A 16,917-nucleotide genomic window follows, 5' to 3' on the forward strand; every position below is an offset into this window, starting at 1 on the left:
CCGGCGTGATTGAGCGCACTCCTGACCCGAAGGAGGAAGTCATGGGTCGGCATTGGGGCGAAGATTGGGGCGACAACTATCCCCATCGAGATATCACCGAAGCCATCATCCTCGCTGCCATCAGGGTGCAGATAGTTCTGGGGCCTGGACTCCTGGAAAATGCCTACAAGGCTTGCCTCGCCCATGAACTCAGGTTGGCCGGACACGAGGCCCTACGCGAGGTTCACCTCGACATCACCTACAAGGAATTGTGCGTCGAGAATGCCTACATCATGGATATCGTGGTGGACCACAAGGTGGTCGTCGAGGCGAAGGCCATTGCGAAGTTTTCGGATGCCGACTTCGCCCAACTGAATAGCTGCCTCCACTTTGCAAATTTCGAAGTGGGCCTGCTGATCAATTTTCATAACTGGCCCCTCAAGGACGGGGGCATCAAGCGACTCGTCAACACCAAGCCCTGAACTGGACCCGAGGCGAAGGGGGGGGACAAGGTGTTACCTGTTCTTCTGGCGGCCTACACTAGAACTCGTCCTCGCCCAGGGTGGCCGCGATTTTCGTCACCAGGTCGTCGTGCGTGAAGGGCTTGGTCACGTAGTTCGCGGCCCCCGCCTGCACCGCCTGGATGATGCGCGTGCGGTCGGAATCCGTGGTGACCATCATGACGGGGAGGTGCTTGAGGGACTCGTCGGCCTTGATGGTCTGCAGGCAGGTTATCCCGTCCATCTCCGGCATGTTGATGTCCATGATGACCAGGGCGATGTCGGCGTGGTCCCGGGCCAGGAGCTCCAGGGCCTCCACCCCGTTGGCGGCCTCGGCGAAGTCGTAGCCCAGCATGCCCACGACCCGGCCGATGATCCTTCTCATGGTCGTGGAATCGTCCACCGACAGGATCTTCATTTCTCGCCTCCGGGAATCGAGGGGTCGCACTGGTAGTAGAGCCCGCCGGCGTGGGTCCTGGGCAGGAGGTGGTCGGCGATGCCCCGGAGGGACTCGACCGCGCTGATCAGGAGGTGGCCGGAGGGGGCCAGGAGGCCGGCGATGCCGGCGAAGATTCGCCGCTTGAACTCGTCGGCGAAGTAGATGGTCACGTAGCGGCAGAAGACCACGTCGAAGGGGCCCAGGGGATCCATGGGATCCTGCAGGTTGAACTTCCGGAAGGTGACCAGGCGCTTGACCTCGTCGTTCACGACCCAGGACGCGTCCTCGGCATGGAAGTAGCGGTCCCTCATCTCGGGGGGAAGGCCGCGGCGCATGGCGTTCTCGTCGTAGCGGCCGGACCTTGCGAGGAAGAGGGCCGAAGGGGAGATGTCCGAGGCCAGGATCTCGAACTGGGCAGGGTTGACGCCGGGGTTGAGGCGGCAGAACTCGAGGATGGCCATCGCGATGGAATAGGGCTCCTGGCCCGTGGAGCAGGCCGCGGACCAGATGCGGATCCGGCCCCGGGCCTTCCGGAGGATCTCCTCCGCCAGGGGGGGCAGGAGCCTGTCCCGCAGGATCGCGAAGGGGTGGCCGTCCCGGAACCAGAGGGTCTCGTTGGTGGTCATCGCGTCGATGACCTCCTCCCGGAGCGCCGGGGAGGGGTCGTGCCTGGCCAGGCGGTAGAAGGTGCCGAAGTCGGGGCACCCGTGCTTGGCCAGGAGTCCGGTGAGGCGCGCCTCGATGAGGTACGCCTTCTCCTCTCCCAGGCAGATGCCGCAGTGCTCCTGGATGTAGTCCCGGAGCAGCCGGAACTCGGCGCTGGTGATTCCATCGGGACTCATGACGTTCTCCCGGCCCCCACGAGGCTGGAGATGCGGGAGGCCAGGAGGGGCAGGGGGACGCGCTCGTCGGAGAGCCCCGCCTCGTCCACCACCATGGGCATGCCGTAGACCACGCAGGTCTCCTCGGACTGGGTGAGGCAGTGGCAGCCGGCGCGCTTCATGGCGCGCACGCCTTCGCAGCCGTCGCTCCCCATGCCGGTCATGACCACGGCGAGGATGTTGCCGCCGTAGTGGGCGGCCATGGACCTGAAGAGCACGTCCACGGAGGGCCGGCAGCTGTTCTCCGGGGGGTTCTCGTTCAGGCCGATGATGGCCTGGTCCCCGTCCCTGGACCGGCGCAGGACCATGTGCTTGCCGCCGGGGGCGATGTAGACCTTGCCGGGGAGCACCGGCTCGCCTTCGACGGCCTCGTGGACGGGGACGCGGGAGTTCCGGTTCAGGTGCTCGGCCAGGGAGGCCGTGAAGAGCGGGGGCATGTGCTGCACGATGAGCACGGGCACGCGCAGGTTCGCCGGCAGGGCCGGGATCAGTTCGCCCAGGGCGTTGGGACCCCCGGTGGAGACGCCGATGCCCAGCACATCGAACCGGGTGGGTCCCGGGGCGTGGCGGCGGGGCGGGGCCGGCGGAGGCGGTGGCGGCGCCGGAGGGGCGGGGATCCGGGGGTCCTCCCGGGCAGGGATCCCGGAGGCCGCGACGCGCAGGTTGGCGCGGGTCTGGACGTGGCGCACCAGGGGCCGGAGGATGTCCTTGAGCTCGGCCCGGCTGGCTTCGGCGTCGGCCCCCTCGGGCTTGCTCACGAACTCGAGCGCTCCCAGGGCCAGCGCCTCCACGGTGTAGGCGGCCGCGGCGGACGTGGTGCCGCTGATCATGATCACGCTCGTGGCGGGATGGAGCGACCGGATGAGGCGCAGCGTCTCGAGCCCGCTCATGTCCGGCATCTCCACGTCCAGGAGCACCAGGTCCGTTTCGCCCTGGTCCAGGCGGTTGAGGGCCAGCCGTCCGCTGGGGCAGGCGGCGACCTCGCAGTCGAGCTGGAAGGACTCCACGACCTCCGTGAGGATCCGGCGGTAGACCGCCGTATCGTCCACGATGAGGATCCTGAGCTTGGGAGAGGACATAGATCTCGATGGTAGTGGAATCCCCGGAGGGATGGTCTAGAAAAGGTCGCCCATGCAGGCGGCCATCTTGGCCGCCAGATCATCGGGCGTGAACGGCTTGACCAGGTAGTTGGCGGCGCCGCCCTGGATGAATTCCAGGATGCGTCCCCGCTCGGACTCGGTGGTGAGCATCATGACCGGGATGGACTGGAAGCGCGGGTCCTTCTTCATGGCGGCCAGGGTCTCCCCGCCGTCCATCTCGGGCATGTTCACGTCCAGCACCACCAGGGCGATGTCGGCGTGGTCCCGCTCCAGGACGGCCAGGGCCTCGCGGCCGTTGGCGGCCTCCACCATCTCCATGCCCAGGGTCGCCACGACGCGGCCCACGATGCGCCGGATGGTGGAGGAATCGTCGACGGAGAGGATCTTGCTGGGCATCGGGCTAGCCTTTCCGGCTGCGGTAGTAGGTGCCCGAGCCGTGGTAGATGGGTGCGAAGAGGTCTTCGGAGCTCTGGAGGTTCTCCACGGCGCTGGTGAAGAAGTAGCCGCCCTGGGCCGTGAGCCTGGAGATGCCCTCGAAGATCTGGCGCTTGAAGGCTTCGGAGAAGTAGATGGTGACGTAGCGGCAGAAGACGATGTCGAAGCGCCCCAGGGGATCCAGCGGGTCCTGGAGGTTGAACTTCTTGAGGGTGACCATCTTCTTCACGGCGTCGTCGACCACCCAGACCTGGCCCTCCTGCCGGAAGTACCGGGCCCGCAGTTCGTCGGGCATGCCCCGGCCCAGGGCCGCCGCGTCGTACCGCCCCGCCCGGGCGAGGAAGAGCGCCGAGGGGGAGATGTCCGAGGCCAGGATCTCGAACTGGTCCGGCCTCACTCCGGGATTGTTGCGGCAGAACTCCAGGATGGTGATGGCGATGGAATAGGGTTCCTGCCCGGTGGAACTGGCCGCGGACCAGATGCGGATGCGGAAGCGCAGGCCCGCGACGAGCGGCGCCGCGAGCTCGGGAAGGAGCACGGTCCGGAGGATCTCGAAGGGGTGGCCGTCCCTGAACCAGAGCGTCTCGTTCGTCGTCATGGCGTCCACGATCCTGTCGCGCATCGCGGTGCCGGTCTCGCTGGCGGCGCGCCGGTACAGCTCGCCGTAGTCCATGCACCCCGTCTCCATCAGGAGGCCCGCGAGGCGCGTCTCCACGAGGTAGGCCTTCTCCTCGCCGAGAACGATGCCGCAGTTCTTCTCGATGTACTCCCGCATGAGCCGGAAGTCGGAGGGCTGGATGGTCTCAGTGCCCATGCCTGGATCCTCGGAACGCCGGGCAGGGGTGGAGGCTGGTCATCATGGGTCCTTCCGCATGGCGAAATACATGGGATTACCTGTTCGGCGGGGGCGGGGGTCTTCTTGAGTATAGTAAGCTGGGAGCATGGCCTATACGTCCTTTTTCAGGGATACCGATGCCCTGAACGCCATCGGCGAGATCGTCATTCCGGCCGTCGCCCACTGGCGTTCGATCCGGGTCTGGGACGCGGGCTGCGCCACCGGGGAGGAGGCCTTCACGCTGGCCATCGTCTTCGCATCGAAGCTGAGGCCCTTTCCCTTCCGCAACCTGGACATCCTCGCCACCGACTACGAGGAGAGCAGCTTCCCGCAGTTCGGCGAGCAGATCCGGAGCGGCAGGTACAGCCGCAAGGACGTCTTCTGGGTGCCCCAGGAGCACCGGGACGCGTACTTCGAGGCCACCGCCGACCCCGAGGTGTACCAGGTGGCCACGGAGATCCGCGACCGGGTGCGCTACCTCCAGCACGACCTGCTCACGCTCGAGCCGCCGGAGACCGGGCAGGGCCTCATCGTCTGCAAGAACGTCATCATGCATTTCCAGCCCGACGACCAGGTGCGTGTGCTCGAGATGTTCCATGAATGTCTTGTGCCTGGGGGCTACCTGGCCATGGACGGGGCCCAGGAGCTTCCCCGGGCCCTCGCGGGCCGTTTCATCCAGGTGGAACCTGGCATCCCGCTGTTCCGGAAGCCCGGCGCCTGACCATGCGCGTCCTTCCCCTCCACCGGCCGGACAACGCCGACTATTCATGCATCTCGTACTGGGTGCTGGGGGAAAGCAACCTACCGGCCGATCGAAACACCCTCATCGACACCGGGAGCACCGATTCCGCCAACGTGGAGTATTTCCTGGGGGTGATGGCCAGGCAGCCCAAGGGGGTCGGCAAGCGAGCCGTGGAGCAGGTCGTGCTCACCCACGGCCATTTCGATCACTCGGGGGGCCTGCGGGGCATCGAGGACCAGTTCGCCCCGGACGTCTACGCCTGGCACCCCGCGGGCCGCGCCCCGCGCCCCATCCGGGACGGCATGCCCCTGACGGTGGGGGACCAGGCGGCGGTCCTCCTTCACACCCCGGGGCACTCGGAGGATTCCGTGTGCGTGTTCCTCCCCGCGACCGGAACGCTCTTCTCCGGGGACACCCTCTACCGCATCAGCGACCACCTCGGGTCCTATCCGCAGGCCTACCTGGACTCGCTGGAGCGCCTCTCCCGCCTGGACGTGCGGTCCATCTATCCCGGCCACGGGAGCCCCATAACCCGGGACGCGTCGGACTTCATCCGGGCCTGCCTGGCCAACGTGTCGCACTCGCCGATCCAGGACTGAACCCATGAGGATCGTCTTCGACGAACGCTTCCGCGCCCCCGGGTACGCCGAGGACAACGCGGCCATGGCCGGGCGCATGGAGGCCGCCATGAGCGGGATCGGGGGCGTCTGGGAAGTGGTCGCCCCATCGCCGGCGACCTGGGACCAGCTGCGCCTGGGCCACGACGAGGACCATCTCCGCCGGGTCGCCGAGGACGGCCCCCGCTTCGCCATGGCCAGCCTGGCCGCGGGAGGGGCCATCCTGGCGGCGCGCCTGGCCCACGGCGGCGACCCGGCCTTCGCCTGCGTCCGCCCTCCGGGGCACCACGCCTCGCCGGGCGAAGCCTGGGGCCACTGCACCTTCAGCAACGTGGCCTTGGCCCTGCTGGCCCTGCGGGCCGAGCAGCGCATCGACGCGGCCTTCGTCCTGGACATCGACGCCCACACCGGGGACGGGACCCGCAACACCCTGGCCTCCTGGCCCGGGGCCACGGTCTTCAACCCCTTCGCCGACGATGCCCGGGACTACCTGAAGGTGGTGGAGACCCGCCTGGCCGGCCTCGGACCCACCGGAATCCTCGCGGTGTCGGCCGGCTTCGACGCCTACCGCCTGGACGTGGGCCGCAAGCTCGACACGCCCGACTACGCGCGCCTGGGCGAGCTGGTGCGGGAGGCCTCCCTGCGCCTGTGCCTCGGCCGGCGCTTCGCGGTGCTGGAGGGGGGCTACTACCTCCCGCACCTGGGCGCCAACGTCCTGGCCTTCTGCCGGGGGTTCGCCGGATGAACGCCCTCATCGACGAAGGCCTGGACCTGATCCAGCGCCCCCGCAGCCCCGACCTGGGGGACTACGACTGGTTCGACGTGGAGCTGGGGGGGACGCCGGTGGGCAAGTCCCGCTGCCGCATCGAAGCGGACCGCTTCACGGTGTTCTCGATCATGATCTACCCGGAATACGAGGGCCACGGGTACGCCCGGGCCGTCATCTCGCATTTCAAGACCCGGTACGGCCTGATCGTCGCCGACCGGGTCCGTTACACGGCCCGGGACTTCTGGCTCAAGATGGGGTTCGCGCCCGAAACCATCGACCGTTACACGTGGCGGAGATGAGCATCGTTAAACGAGGTCGCCTGGGTTACCATGGGTGAGTGCGGTCGATCAGGTCGTGCCGATGGGAGTCCCATGCAAATCGGATGCGATCAGCTTGTCGCGGGCTTCGCCCAGCTCTTCCCCAGGACCCTCGGGGACCTGGGCGTCACCCTGGAGCGGGCCGTGCCGCCGGAGCGCGCCGACGGGGCCAGCCTCGTGTTCGCCTCCGACGAGGGCATGCTCCTCACGGCCCTGGCCGCCGGGGCCGGCGCCATCGTCCTCCCCCTGAAGCTGGAAGGGCGCATCCCCGAAGGGGCCCGGGCCGCCTTCCTCTTCACCCGGAACGTCAAGCTCGCCATGGCCCTCGTGCTCCGGCGGCACTTCGACGCGTCCCGCGAGCCCTTCCGCCAGCAGCCCCCCGTGCATCCCGGCGCCTTCGTCTCGCCGGAGGCGGTGATCGGGAAGGGGGCCGTCATCCGCCCCGGGGCCTACGTGGGCGCCGGCGCGGTCATCGGGGAGGGGGCGCTCATCGGTCCGGGCTGCGTCATCGAGGAGGGCGCGCGGGTCGGGGCCGATTCCCTGCTGCACGCCATGGTGTTCCTGGGGCGCGGCTGCGAAGTCGGCGACCGCTGCGAGATCCACCCCAACACCACGGTGGGCAGCGACGGCTACGCCTACGCCCAGGACGACCAGGGGCATCACCACAAGGTCCCCCAGCTGGGCATCGTGGTGGTGGAGGACGACGTGGAGATCCAGGCCAACTGCGCCATCGACCGCGCCGCCTTCGACGTCACCCGCATCGGCCGGGGCACCAAGATCGACAACCTCTGCCACATCGCCCACAACTGCCAGATCGGCAAGCACGTCCTGCTCACCGGGGGGTTCTTCGTGGCGGGCTCCAGCACCGTGGGCGACCACTGCGTCACGGGCGGCCGGACCACCCTCACGGACCACGTGAACGTCTGCTCCGGCGTGCACCTGGGCGGTCTCAGCGCCGTCACCAAGGACATCACCGAGCCCGGAGCCTATGGGGGCTACCCCTTGCAGCCCATGAGGAAATTCCTCCGCACCACCAGCTCGCTGCCGCACCTGCCCGAACTGCGGCGGCGTCTGGCGGAGCTGGAGCGGGCGGCGCTGGCCCAGGGCTCCTTGGCCTGATTCCGGACTGGAGGGGTCGGTATTTCGGGACCGGATCTGTGCGGCCTGCGGGGAGGACGGATGCTTGCCTGGGAGCCGTTCCTCCCCTTGCCCCTCCAGGTGTCCCATGCCCATCCTCCTGCCGCTCCTGCTCCTCGCAGCGCCACCGCGCACCGAAGCCGAACTGCGCGAGGTTTTCGTACGGACCTGCGCGGCCTGCCACGGCCGGGACGGCTCAGGGGTCTCTCCGGAGGGCCTCCGGCTGAAGGGGCGCAACTTCACCTCGGCCGTGGAAATGGAGGGCGTGACGGATGCGGAGATGACCTCCGTCATCCGGAAGGGCCTGCTTTTCGGCCTGAAGATGCCGTCCTACAAGGACCAGTTCACGGAGGAGGAGATCGCGACCCTGGTGCGCATCGTCCGCGGCGCGCGCAAGGGCCGGGACGTGGCGGCCAGGCCGTGAAGGTGCCCCCATGCCCCCCTTCAACCACCTGCATCCGCTCATCGTCCATTTCCCCATCGCCCTGCTGATGTTCGCCCCGGCGCTGGTGGTGCTGGGCCTGGCCTGGCCCGCCCAGCGCAGGGGGATCCACCTGGCGGCGTTGATGGATCTGGCCGCGGGGGTCCTGTCCGGGCTGGCGGCCCTGGTCACCGGCGAGGCGGCCTCCTCCCTGGCCCAGCGGACCCCTGCGCTGCGACTGGCCCTGGCCGCCCACGAACACTACGCCCAGCTCACGGTTGCGGGCTTCGCCGTGCTCACCGCGGCCTTCGCCCTCCTCTGGTTCCTGCCCGGAGCCCTTGGCCGGGCGAGGCTGAACTTCCTGCTGGGCCTGTGGCTGGTCCTATGCGCAGCCTGGCTCACGATGCTGATCCAGACGGGGCGTCTGGGCGGCCTGATGGTCCACGAGCTGGGCACCCATTCCGAGGAGAGACCATGAACGTCCGCGCATCCGCCCTGTGCCTGCTGGCCACGGCCCTCCTGGCCCAGGAGTCGGAAATCCCCCTCGGGCTGAACCTGCCCAACGCCGACCGGCTCCGGGACTGGGACCTCGGGATCCGGTTCACCCACCGGTTCCTGGAGCCCGCCCGGGGCGCGGGGAAGGACCTCTACGGCCTGGACGGCGGCACCTATCCGGGCCTTGGCCTGGACGTGGGGATCCGGGCCGTGCCCGGCCTGAACGCGCAGCTCTACCGGACCGCCGACAACAAGACCGTCACCCTGGCCCTGCAGCAGCAGCTGCTGGACGGGCCCAGCCTCCGCCTGGCAGCCAGGGTGGAGCGGTTCGACGAGACCGTGAAGCAGGTCCGGCTGCCCCAGGGCACCATCGGCATCTCCGGGGCCGCCCTCCAGCTCCCGGCGGAATTCCGCCGGGGCCCCGTGACCCTGCTGGTGGTGCCCACCTGGCTGACGCGCACGTCGTCGTCGGACCGGGCCCTGTTCACGTTCGGCGCGGGCCTGCGGTGGCAGATCGCGCCCAGCCATCAGGTCCTGGCCGAATACTACCCGCGCCCCTCCCGGCTCGACGCCGCCACGTACTCCGCGGGCGGCAGCCTCGGCTACCGCTTCGGCACCCGCAAGCACCGGTTCACCCTGCTGGCCACCACCGCCAACGGCACCACCGCCCACCAGGTGCTCGGGGGCGACTACGGCGGAGGGCCCAGAGGCGTGAACCGCTGGGCCCTCGGCTTCAACCTGGTGCGCGTCTTCTAGAGCTTGAACCGGGAGACGTTCTGCTGGAGCTTCTCGGCCAGCCTGGCGAGTTCCTTCGAGGCGTTGTTGGTGTCGCCGGCGCCCCGCGTGGTGTCCTTGGCCGCGGTGCTGACGTGGGCCACGTTGCGGGAGACGTCGTTCATGCCCTTCGAGGCCTCACCGGCGTTCTTCGCCACATCCCCGGCGCCCTGGGCGAGCTGGTTGATGTTGCGGGAGATGTCGGTGACGCCCTTGACGGCCTCCTGGACGTTGCGGCTGACCTCGTTGGTGCCGGTGGCGGCCTGCTGGACGTTGCGGGCCACTTCGGCCGCGCCCCGGGCGGCGTAGCCGACGTTCTTGGAGATCTCGTTGGTGGTGGCGGTCTGCTCCTCCACCGACGCGGCGATGTTGGCCGAGATGGCGTTGATCTCGCCGATGATCTGCACGATGTCGTCGATGGCCTTGACGGCCTGCTGCGTGTTGCCCTGCATGTCCTCCACCTGGGCGCGGATCTCCTCGGTGGCGCCCGCGGTCTGCTTGGCGAGCTCCTTCACCTCGTTGGCCACCACGGCGAAGCCCTTGCCGGCCTCGCCGGCGCTGGCGGCCTCGATGGTCGCGTTCAGGGCCAGGAGGTTGGTCTGGGCGGCGATGCCCTTGATCATGTCCACCACCTTGCCGATCTCCTGGGCGCTGCGTCCGAGCTTGTTCACGGTCTCTGCCGTGTTCGCCGCGCTCGTGGAGGCCTTGCCGGCCACGGTGGCGGCCTGGCCCGAGTTCTTGGAGACCTCGTTCAGGCTGACGCTCATCTCCTCGATGGCCGTGGCCACCGTGTTCACCGAACCCGTCATCTGCTCCGTGGAGGCGGCGATGGTCTTCATGTTCGAGGACATCTGCTCCACGGCCGCGCCCACGGTGCGCAGGTTGGCGGTGACCTGCTCCGAGGCCGAGGCCACGGTGTTCGCGTTGGCGCTCATCTCCTCGACGCCCGCCGCCATGTTCTTCACGTTGGCGGAAGCCTGCTCCGTCCCCGCGGCGGCGGTATTGGCCTGCATGGTCATCTGCTCAGCGCTGCTGGTCATGGTGGCCGAGGTGGCGGTGAGCTCGTCGGCGCTGGAGGCCAGGGTGTTGGAGGCGCTGCTGATGTCGGTGAGGGCCTGGGCGAGCTTGGAGGCGCTGTTGTTCACGGCGTTGCGCAGGTTCTGGAGGTCCCCCTTGTAGTCGGCGGTGATGCGCGCCGTGAGGTCCCCCTGCTCCATGGCGCCCATGACCCGCTGCACTTCGTTGATGGGGTTGATCACCGCGTCCAGGGTGTCGTTGACGCCCTGCACGATCTTGCGGAAATCGCCCTGGTGGCGGGTGGCGTCGGCGCGGGTGGCCAGCTTGCCTTCGGTGGCGGCCTTGGCCAGCATGGCGGCGTCGGCCACCATGGAGTTGACCGCGTCCACGCAGGTGTTCAGGTTGTTCTTGATCTCGTTGAAGTCGCCGTTGTACTTGTCGGTGATCTTGGGCGGGATGTCGCCCTTGGAGATGCGGTCCACGTAGCCCGCCGAGACGTTGAGGGGCACGATGACCGCGTCCAGGGTCTTGTTGACCCCGTCCACCAGCTGGAACCAGCCGCCCACGAACTTGGTGGCCGTGGCTCGAGTGGCCAGGCGCCCGCCGATGGCGGCCTGCACGAGGCCGTCGGTCTCGGCGAGGAGGTCCGACATCATGGCCACCATGTTGTTCAGGTTGCCCTTGATGACGTTGTACTGGCCCTTGTACTCCGTGGTGATGACGGGCGGGATGACGCCCTTGGAGACCTTGTCCACGTAGTCGGCGGTGACGTTGAGCGGGTTCACGATGTTGGTGATGGTGTCGTTGACGCCCGAGACCAGCTGGTTCCAGCCGCCCACGAACTTGGAGGCGTCGGCGCGGGTGTCGAGCTGGCCGTCCGCGGCGGCCCGGATGATCTTGTCGGTCTCCTTGAGGAGCTCGGACATCATCGTGACCATGGCGTTCAGGTTCACCTTGATGACGTTGTACTGGCCCTTGTACTCGGTGGTGATGACCGGCGGGATGATGCCCTTGCTGCACTTCTCCACGTAGTCGGCGGTGACGTTGAGCGGATTGACGATGTTGGTGATGGTGTCGTTGACGCCCGAGACCAGCTGGTTCCAGCCGCCCACGAACTTGGAGGCGTCGGCGCGGGTGTCGAGCTGGCCGTCGGCGGCGGCCCGGATGATCTTGTCGGTCTCCTTGAGGAGCTCGGACATCATCGTGACCATGGCGTTCAGGTTCACCTTGATGACGTTGTACTGGCCCTTGTACTCGGTGGTGATGACCGGCGGGATGATGCCCTTGCTGCACTTCTCCACGTAGTCGGCGGTGACGTTGAGCGGATTGACGATGTTGGTGATGGTGTCGTTGACGCCCGAGACCAGCTGGTTCCAGCCGCCCACGAACTTGGAGGCATCGGCTCGGGTGTCGAGCTGACCGTCCGCGGCGGCCTTGATGATCTTGTCCGTCTCGGAGAGCAGGTCGCTCATCATGACGACCATCTTGTTCAGGTTGCCCTTGATGACGTTGAAATCGCCGTTGTAGTTGTCGGTGATCACGGGCGGGATGATGCCCTTGGCGCACTTGTCCACATAATCGGCGGTGACGTTGAGGGGTCCGATGACGGCGTCGAGGGTGTCGTTGACGCCCTGGACGATCTTGCGGAAGTCGCCCTGGTGCTTGGTGGCGTCGGCGCGGGTGGCGAGCTTGCCGTCCACGGCGGCCTTGCCGAGCATGACCGCGTCGGCGACCAGCGCGTTCACGGCGTCCACGCAGGTGTTGAGGTTGTTCTTGATCTCGTTGAAGTCGCCGTTGTACTTGTCGGTGATCTTGGGGGGGATGTCGCCCTTGGAGATGCGATCCACATAGCCGGCGGAGACGTTGAGGGGGCCGATGACGGCGTCGAGGGTGTCGTTGACGCCCTGCACGATCCGGCGGTAGTCGCCCTGGTGGCGCGTGGCGTCGGCTCGGGTGGCCAGCTTGCCCTCGAGCGCGGCCTTGTTGAGCATGGCGGCGTCCTCGACCATGGCGAGCAGGTTCGCGCGCACGGTCTTGAGGGCCGGGTTGATCTCGTCCTGGGCGTCCGTTGCGGTCCAGTCGCGGGTCAGGTCGCCCTTGGCGATCTCGGCGAGCCCGCCGACCACCCCCTGGAGGTTGTCGGCGAAGCCGTCCATGGCGCGGGCCAGCTCCCCGATCTCGTCCTTGCGCTCCATCTTCAGGCGCTTGCCGAGGTGCCCCTTGGACATCTCGTTCATCATGTCCACGCCCAGGGCCATGGGCCGGGTGATGGACCGGGCGATGACGATGCCCAGGAGCACGCCCAGGATGGCGGCGAACACCATCAGGATCTCCATGGCATGGATGGCCGAAGAGGCCTGCTCGGTGTTGTGGTCGGAGGTCTGCTTGGCGAGATCCATCTTCGTCTTCATGAGCTCTGCCGAAGCCGCGTTCAGGTCCTGCACGATCTTGTAGTTGCTCTTGTAGAGCATGTCTTCCGCCTGGGCCTTCTTGCCGGCCCGGAGGAGCGCGAAGTAGGTGTTGTTGGATTCGGTGGAGCTCTTCTTGATCTCGAGGTATTTCTTGAAGGCGACCCTGCCCACCTCGGAGACCAGCGTCTTCTCGTAGGCGTCCTCGGCCTTGGCGGCCTGCTGCTCGAGTTCCTGGTACCGGGTCTGGAACCGGTCCAGATCCCCCGAGAGGTAGGCGTCGCGCATGTTCACGCGCATGCGCTGGTTGGACTGCATGATGTCGCCCAGGATGCCGACGGGGACGAGCATCTTCTGGTAGAGCATCTCGTCCGAATCATCGGCGTTCTTCAGCTTGATCGCGCCGAAGGTGCCCACCAGGACGGTTATGAGGGCCGTGATCAGGAACGAGGCGATGAGCTTGGGGCCCATCTTGATGTTGTCGAGGAATTGCATGGGGATCTCCTGGCGTGGGTTCGTGCGTGGCAGTGGAACGGATCCTGGGAGGAGGAGGGTCTTAGCCGCTGGAAAGGAGTTCCTGGACGTTGAGCAGCACCAGCAGTCCCGCGTCCGTCTTCAGGACACCGGAGAGGAAGCGCTCCTCCGCGTCGGTGAGGTTGGCGGGGGGCGCCTCGGCCAGGGCGGCCTCGGCCTCCACCACGTCGCCGATGGCGTCCACCAGGAGGCCCATGAGGTCGGAGGTGCCGCCCTGGGAGTGGCCGTTGACCTGGATGGTGTTGGCGGCGTGCTTGAGGATGACGATGTGGCTGGAGTCCCGGATGGGCGCGGGCTCGTGGCCCAGGCGCACCGACAGGTCGAGGATGGTGACGATCTGGCCCCGCAGGTTGATGAGGCCCCGGATGTGGGCGTCCGCGCGGGGCACGGCGGTGATGTTGAAGACCCGGATGATCTCCCGGACACCGAGGATGTCCAGGCCGAACAGGCGCTCTCCGACGCGGAAGGTGGCGAACTGGCTCATGCGGCGTCACCTCCCATGAGGCCCGCGGCCCGGAGCAGGTTCACCGGGTCCAGGAAGAGGGTCAGGTGGTTCTGGACGACCGCGGAACCCAGGAGGCCCGGGCCCTCGAACTCGACCTTCTTGAGCTCGACCTCGACGTCCAGCGCGTCCAGGATCTCGGAGATGAGGATGCCCGCCGGGGGCCGGGCCGTGGAGTTCTGGCCGGGGATCTTGGGGATGACCAGGAAGAGCTCCTCCAGGTCCTTCGCCAGCGGCCGCACCTCCAGGTGCTGGTCCAGGCGCAGGAGGGGCAGGCCCTCTCCGCGGTATTCGATGTACTCGCGCTCCCCGATGAGCTCGATCTTGCTCCGGAGGATCCGCTCCAGCCGGAGCACGTGGTCCTGGGGCACGGCGAACCGCTCTCCCCTGGCCCCCTCGAAGAGGATGACGGACCGGCGGCGGGAGGCCTTGAGGGCCGCGTTGCGCTTCTCCTCCTCGGCCCGGCGCAGCTCCTCGGCCTGGAGGTCGGAGAAGTGGAGCAGGGCGGCGGTGGAGAGGCCGCCGGCGTCCAGGATCATGATCACGCGGCCGTCGCCCAGGATGGTGGCCCCGGAGAAGCACTTGGTGCCCTGGATGAAGCTGGACAGAGGCTTGACGACGATCTCCTCGATGTCGTAGAGCTCGTCGACGATGACGCCGTACTGGTTCTTGCCCACCCGCAGCACGATGATGTTGTGGTCGCTGCGCCAATCGGCCCTGCGGTCACCTTCCCGGGTGAAGGCCTCGGCATCCTCGGCGGAGGCTTCTGCGCGGCGGTCGGCGATGGAGGTGCGGCGGTCCGGGAGCTCCTCGCCGGTCGCCGGATGGGTGAACACCCGCTGGATGCCCAGCACGTCCGCGAGGCGCACCAGGGGCAGGAGCTTGTCCCGCAGGCGGAGGACGAGGGCGCCCTGCACCTGCTCGATGCGCTGGACCACTTCGGAGGCCTTGACCCACACGAACTCGACGACGTTGACCTGCGGGATGGCGAAGCGGTGGTCGGCGACCCCCACGATCATGGAAGGGATGATCGCGAGCGTCAGCGGCAGGCGCAACCGGACGGTGGTGCCCATGCCCACCTCCGTCTCCACCTCCACGTGGCCGCCCAGCTTCTCGACGTTGGTGCGGACCACGTCCATGCCCACGCCCCGGCCGGAGATGTCCGACACGGTCTCGGCCGTGGAGAAGCCCGGCGCGAAGACCAGGTGGACGATCTCCCGCTCCGTCATCTCGGCGGCCTGGGCCTTGGTGACCAGGCCCTTGGCCAGGGCCTTCTCCAGGACCTTCTTCGAATCGATGCCCCGGCCGTCGTCGTGGACGGCGATGTTGATCTGGCCGCCCTCGTGGAAGGCGTGGAGGTGGATGGCCCCGGTGGGGTTCTTCTTGGCCTTCTTGCGCTCCGCCGGGCCCTCGATGGCGTGGTCGGCGCAGTTGCGGATGATGTGGGTGAGGGGGTCCACCAGCATCTCGACGATGGACTTGTCCAGCTCCACCTCGGCGCCCTCGATATGCACCTCGATCTGCTTGCCGAGCTGCCGGCTCATGTCCCGGATGATGCGGGGGAAGCGGCTGAAGACCGTCCCGATGGGCTGCATGCGCGTCTGCATGATGCCTTCCTGCATCTCGGTGGTCACCTGGTTCACGTTCTGCAGGATCGCGCCCAGGCCGGGGATCTCGCCCTTGTACTCGGAGATGGCGCGCACCAGCTGGTTGCGGCCCAGCACCAGCTCGCCGGCGAGGTTCATGAGGTTCGTGAGCAGGTCGACGCGGACGCGGAGGGTCTCGTTGCCGCCTTCCTTGGCCGCGGGCCCCCGGGCCTCGGGCTTGTCCTCGGGGACGGCCTCGGCCTCGGGCTGGGCCTCCTCCCCGGGGGGCGGCGGGGGCGGGGGGGGAGCGGCCTCGGAGGGCTTGGCCGCCTTGGTCTTGGCTTTGAGCATCTCCTTGAGGGCCTTGACCTCCAGCACCTTGACCTGCTCCACGGGGAGCTTCAGGGCCAGGGCGGCCAGATCCGGTTCCAGGACGCTGGCGAAGAGGAGGGTCACGGGCAGGTCCTGCTCCAGGCAGTGCTCCAGGTCCGCGATGACCTCGATGTCGATGAAGGCGTCCAGGCAGGTGCCCACCGACATGGCGTTGTTGAGGAACTGCAGGGGGGCCAGGCCCTGGTCCTTGATGTCATGGTGAAGGTAGGCGATGGCCCGGTAGAGGTTCATTCCCCGGCGCAGGGCGGAGCGGACCCCCTCGGCGTCCAGGTCGAAGTCCCGCTTGGTGCCCTTCTCCCGCCCCTTGACCGTCTCGGACAGGTTCACGCCCTGGCCGCTGAGGATGGCCTCCAGGCCGGCGAGCTCCTTGGCGTAGGGAACGCTGTCGCTGGCGTGGATGTCGTCGAGCATGGCCCGCAGCCGGTCCACGCCCGTGAACAGGCTGTCCATGAGCTCGGGGGTGGGATGGAGCTTGCCGTCCCGCACGAGCATCAGCACGCTCTCCATGGCGTGGCTGAGGCGCTTGAGGGCCTCGAAGGCGAAGAATCCCGCGCCGCCCTTGAGGCTGTGGATGGCCCGGAAGACCCGGTTGATGACCTCCTGGGAGACCTTGGATCCCAGGTCTTCCATGGCCAGGAGGTCGGGCTCGATGGTGCTGAGGTGCTCCCTGCTCTCGGCCACGAAATCGGCGATGATGCTTTCATCAGCCAGGCTGGCCATCTATCTCTCCTTGATGGGGAACAGCTTGGGGAGGCTGAACAGCTTGAACACGCGCATCAGGTCCGCGTTGGCCCCCTCCACCCGGAAACCGATCTTCCGCTGCTGGCAGGTCTTGAACAGGCCGAGGATGAGGGTGATGCCCAGGGAGTCCACGACCTCCGACTCGGAAAGGTCCAGGACCGCCTCCGTGCAGGGGGCCGCCAGCGCCTCCATGGCGGCCTTGCGCCGGGCTTCCACGGTGCTGGCCACCAGGTTCCCGCCGGAGGGGATCCTGAGGGTGCTGGAATCGGTGGGGCTGGGGTTGTTCGCTGGCATC

The 16,917-nt window shown here is 67.7% G+C and carries 18 protein-coding genes; 9 read left to right on the forward strand and 9 right to left on the reverse strand.

Annotated elements, in window-relative coordinates; genetic code table 11:
• Positions 1-41: 41 nt before the first annotated feature.
• Entirely contained in the window at positions 42-461 is a 420-nt protein-coding gene (locus tag ACZ5MC_RS09670; RefSeq protein ID WP_306598196.1) for a GxxExxY protein, read from the forward strand.
• 58 nt (positions 462-519) lie between these two features.
• Here the strand turns inward: ACZ5MC_RS09670 and ACZ5MC_RS09675 are convergent, their stop codons facing one another.
• From ACZ5MC_RS09675 to ACZ5MC_RS09695, 5 genes are read right to left on the reverse strand one after another with little or no spacing between them, the layout of a single operon-like run.
• Positions 520-897 (reverse strand): response regulator, encoded by a 378-nt coding sequence (locus tag ACZ5MC_RS09675; protein ID WP_306600129.1) that lies wholly within the window; start codon positions 895-897, stop codon positions 520-522.
• A complete protein-coding gene (locus ACZ5MC_RS09680) occupies positions 894-1,760 on the reverse strand; it encodes a CheR family methyltransferase (protein WP_306600130.1) in 867 nt (288 codons plus the stop codon). The genes ACZ5MC_RS09675 and ACZ5MC_RS09680 overlap by 4 nt, the downstream gene beginning before the upstream one ends.
• The gene (locus ACZ5MC_RS09685; protein WP_464517630.1) at positions 1,757-2,878 is read right to left on the reverse strand and encodes a protein-glutamate methylesterase/protein-glutamine glutaminase; all 1,122 of its coding nucleotides are present in this window, start codon (positions 2,876-2,878) and stop codon (positions 1,757-1,759) included. Before ACZ5MC_RS09685 ends, ACZ5MC_RS09680 begins: the two co-directional genes overlap by 4 nt.
• A 36-nt stretch (positions 2,879-2,914) precedes the next feature.
• On the reverse strand, positions 2,915-3,295 hold the full coding sequence (locus ACZ5MC_RS09690) for a response regulator (RefSeq protein ID WP_306600132.1): 381 nt from the start codon (positions 3,293-3,295) through the stop codon (positions 2,915-2,917).
• A gap of 4 nt (positions 3,296-3,299) precedes the next feature.
• Complete coding sequence (locus ACZ5MC_RS09695; RefSeq protein ID WP_464517631.1) at positions 3,300-4,148, reverse strand: CheR family methyltransferase; 849 nt, start codon at positions 4,146-4,148, stop codon at positions 3,300-3,302.
• Between the two features lie 127 nt (positions 4,149-4,275).
• On the opposite strand from ACZ5MC_RS09695, the gene ACZ5MC_RS09700 reads away from it, so the two are divergent.
• From ACZ5MC_RS09700 to ACZ5MC_RS09735, 8 genes are all read left to right on the forward strand, one after another.
• Positions 4,276-4,890 carry a CheR family methyltransferase gene (locus tag ACZ5MC_RS09700; RefSeq protein ID WP_306600134.1) on the forward strand — a complete coding sequence of 205 codons (615 nt, stop codon included), beginning with the start codon at positions 4,276-4,278 and terminating at the stop codon, positions 4,888-4,890.
• A 2-nt stretch (positions 4,891-4,892) separates the two neighbouring features.
• On the forward strand, positions 4,893-5,510 hold the full coding sequence (locus tag ACZ5MC_RS09705) for an MBL fold metallo-hydrolase (RefSeq protein WP_464517632.1): 618 nt from the start codon (positions 4,893-4,895) through the stop codon (positions 5,508-5,510).
• 4 nt (positions 5,511-5,514) lie between these two features.
• On the forward strand, positions 5,515-6,273 hold the full coding sequence (locus tag ACZ5MC_RS09710) for a histone deacetylase family protein (protein ID WP_464517633.1): 759 nt from the start codon (positions 5,515-5,517) through the stop codon (positions 6,271-6,273).
• Positions 6,270-6,596: a GNAT family N-acetyltransferase gene (locus ACZ5MC_RS09715; protein WP_306600137.1), complete on the forward strand. Its 327-nt coding sequence runs from the start codon at positions 6,270-6,272 to the stop codon at positions 6,594-6,596. Before ACZ5MC_RS09710 ends, ACZ5MC_RS09715 begins: the two co-directional genes overlap by 4 nt.
• A 72-nt stretch (positions 6,597-6,668) precedes the next feature.
• Entirely contained in the window at positions 6,669-7,733 is a 1,065-nt protein-coding gene (gene lpxD, locus ACZ5MC_RS09720) for a UDP-3-O-(3-hydroxymyristoyl)glucosamine N-acyltransferase (protein WP_306600138.1), read from the forward strand.
• 106 nt (positions 7,734-7,839) lie between these two features.
• A complete protein-coding gene (locus ACZ5MC_RS09725; RefSeq protein WP_306600139.1) occupies positions 7,840-8,175 on the forward strand; it encodes a c-type cytochrome in 336 nt (111 codons plus the stop codon).
• Between the two features lie 10 nt (positions 8,176-8,185).
• Entirely contained in the window at positions 8,186-8,650 is a 465-nt protein-coding gene (locus ACZ5MC_RS09730) for a DUF2231 domain-containing protein (protein ID WP_306600140.1), read from the forward strand.
• Complete coding sequence (locus ACZ5MC_RS09735) at positions 8,647-9,423, forward strand: DUF5777 family beta-barrel protein (RefSeq protein ID WP_464517634.1); 777 nt, start codon at positions 8,647-8,649, stop codon at positions 9,421-9,423. Before ACZ5MC_RS09730 ends, ACZ5MC_RS09735 begins: the two co-directional genes overlap by 4 nt.
• Here the strand turns inward: ACZ5MC_RS09735 and ACZ5MC_RS09740 are convergent.
• The 4 genes from ACZ5MC_RS09740 to ACZ5MC_RS09755 all read right to left on the reverse strand — a co-directional run bounded on the left by ACZ5MC_RS09740 (position 9,420) and on the right by ACZ5MC_RS09755 (position 16,916).
• Complete coding sequence (locus ACZ5MC_RS09740) at positions 9,420-13,361, reverse strand: methyl-accepting chemotaxis protein (protein ID WP_464517635.1); 3,942 nt, start codon at positions 13,359-13,361, stop codon at positions 9,420-9,422. The genes ACZ5MC_RS09735 and ACZ5MC_RS09740 overlap by 4 nt on opposite strands.
• A gap of 61 nt (positions 13,362-13,422) precedes the next feature.
• Entirely contained in the window at positions 13,423-13,884 is a 462-nt protein-coding gene (locus tag ACZ5MC_RS09745) for a chemotaxis protein CheW (RefSeq protein ID WP_464517636.1), read from the reverse strand.
• Complete coding sequence (locus ACZ5MC_RS09750) at positions 13,881-16,601, reverse strand: chemotaxis protein CheA (RefSeq protein ID WP_464517637.1); 2,721 nt, start codon at positions 16,599-16,601, stop codon at positions 13,881-13,883. The genes ACZ5MC_RS09745 and ACZ5MC_RS09750 overlap by 4 nt, the downstream gene beginning before the upstream one ends.
• Positions 16,602-16,916, reverse strand: coding sequence for an STAS domain-containing protein (locus tag ACZ5MC_RS09755; RefSeq protein ID WP_306600145.1), 315 nt, complete (start codon positions 16,914-16,916; stop codon positions 16,602-16,604).
• Between the last annotated feature and the right edge of the window lies 1 nt (position 16,917).

The sequence above is a fragment of the Mesoterricola sp. JemC181 genome, assembly GCF_055384585.1.

Coding starts and splice junctions, on each gene's coding strand:
- ACZ5MC_RS09685 (WP_464517630.1), bottom strand. CDS start 2,878: ATGTCCTCTCCCAAGCTCAGGATCCTCATCGTGGACGATACGGCGGTC.
- ACZ5MC_RS09750 (WP_464517637.1), bottom strand. CDS start 16,601: ATGGCCAGCCTGGCTGATGAAAGCATCATCGCCGATTTCGTGGCCGAG.
- ACZ5MC_RS09725 (WP_306600139.1), top strand. CDS start 7,840: ATGCCCATCCTCCTGCCGCTCCTGCTCCTCGCAGCGCCACCGCGCACC.
- ACZ5MC_RS09730 (WP_306600140.1), top strand. CDS start 8,186: ATGCCCCCCTTCAACCACCTGCATCCGCTCATCGTCCATTTCCCCATC.
- ACZ5MC_RS09690 (WP_306600132.1), bottom strand. CDS start 3,295: ATGCCCAGCAAGATCCTCTCCGTCGACGATTCCTCCACCATCCGGCGC.
- ACZ5MC_RS09680 (WP_306600130.1), bottom strand. CDS start 1,760: ATGAGTCCCGATGGAATCACCAGCGCCGAGTTCCGGCTGCTCCGGGAC.
- ACZ5MC_RS09745 (WP_464517636.1), bottom strand. CDS start 13,884: ATGAGCCAGTTCGCCACCTTCCGCGTCGGAGAGCGCCTGTTCGGCCTG.
- ACZ5MC_RS09710 (WP_464517633.1), top strand. CDS start 5,515: ATGAGGATCGTCTTCGACGAACGCTTCCGCGCCCCCGGGTACGCCGAG.
- ACZ5MC_RS09715 (WP_306600137.1), top strand. CDS start 6,270: ATGAACGCCCTCATCGACGAAGGCCTGGACCTGATCCAGCGCCCCCGC.
- ACZ5MC_RS09755 (WP_306600145.1), bottom strand. CDS start 16,916: ATGCCAGCGAACAACCCCAGCCCCACCGATTCCAGCACCCTCAGGATC.
- ACZ5MC_RS09735 (WP_464517634.1), top strand. CDS start 8,647: ATGAACGTCCGCGCATCCGCCCTGTGCCTGCTGGCCACGGCCCTCCTG.
- ACZ5MC_RS09695 (WP_464517631.1), bottom strand. CDS start 4,148: ATGGGCACTGAGACCATCCAGCCCTCCGACTTCCGGCTCATGCGGGAG.
- ACZ5MC_RS09675 (WP_306600129.1), bottom strand. CDS start 897: ATGAAGATCCTGTCGGTGGACGATTCCACGACCATGAGAAGGATCATC.
- ACZ5MC_RS09740 (WP_464517635.1), bottom strand. CDS start 13,361: ATGCAATTCCTCGACAACATCAAGATGGGCCCCAAGCTCATCGCCTCG.
- ACZ5MC_RS09700 (WP_306600134.1), top strand. CDS start 4,276: ATGGCCTATACGTCCTTTTTCAGGGATACCGATGCCCTGAACGCCATC.
- lpxD (WP_306600138.1), top strand. CDS start 6,669: ATGCAAATCGGATGCGATCAGCTTGTCGCGGGCTTCGCCCAGCTCTTC.
- ACZ5MC_RS09705 (WP_464517632.1), top strand. CDS start 4,893: ATGCGCGTCCTTCCCCTCCACCGGCCGGACAACGCCGACTATTCATGC.
- ACZ5MC_RS09670 (WP_306598196.1), top strand. CDS start 42: ATGGGTCGGCATTGGGGCGAAGATTGGGGCGACAACTATCCCCATCGA.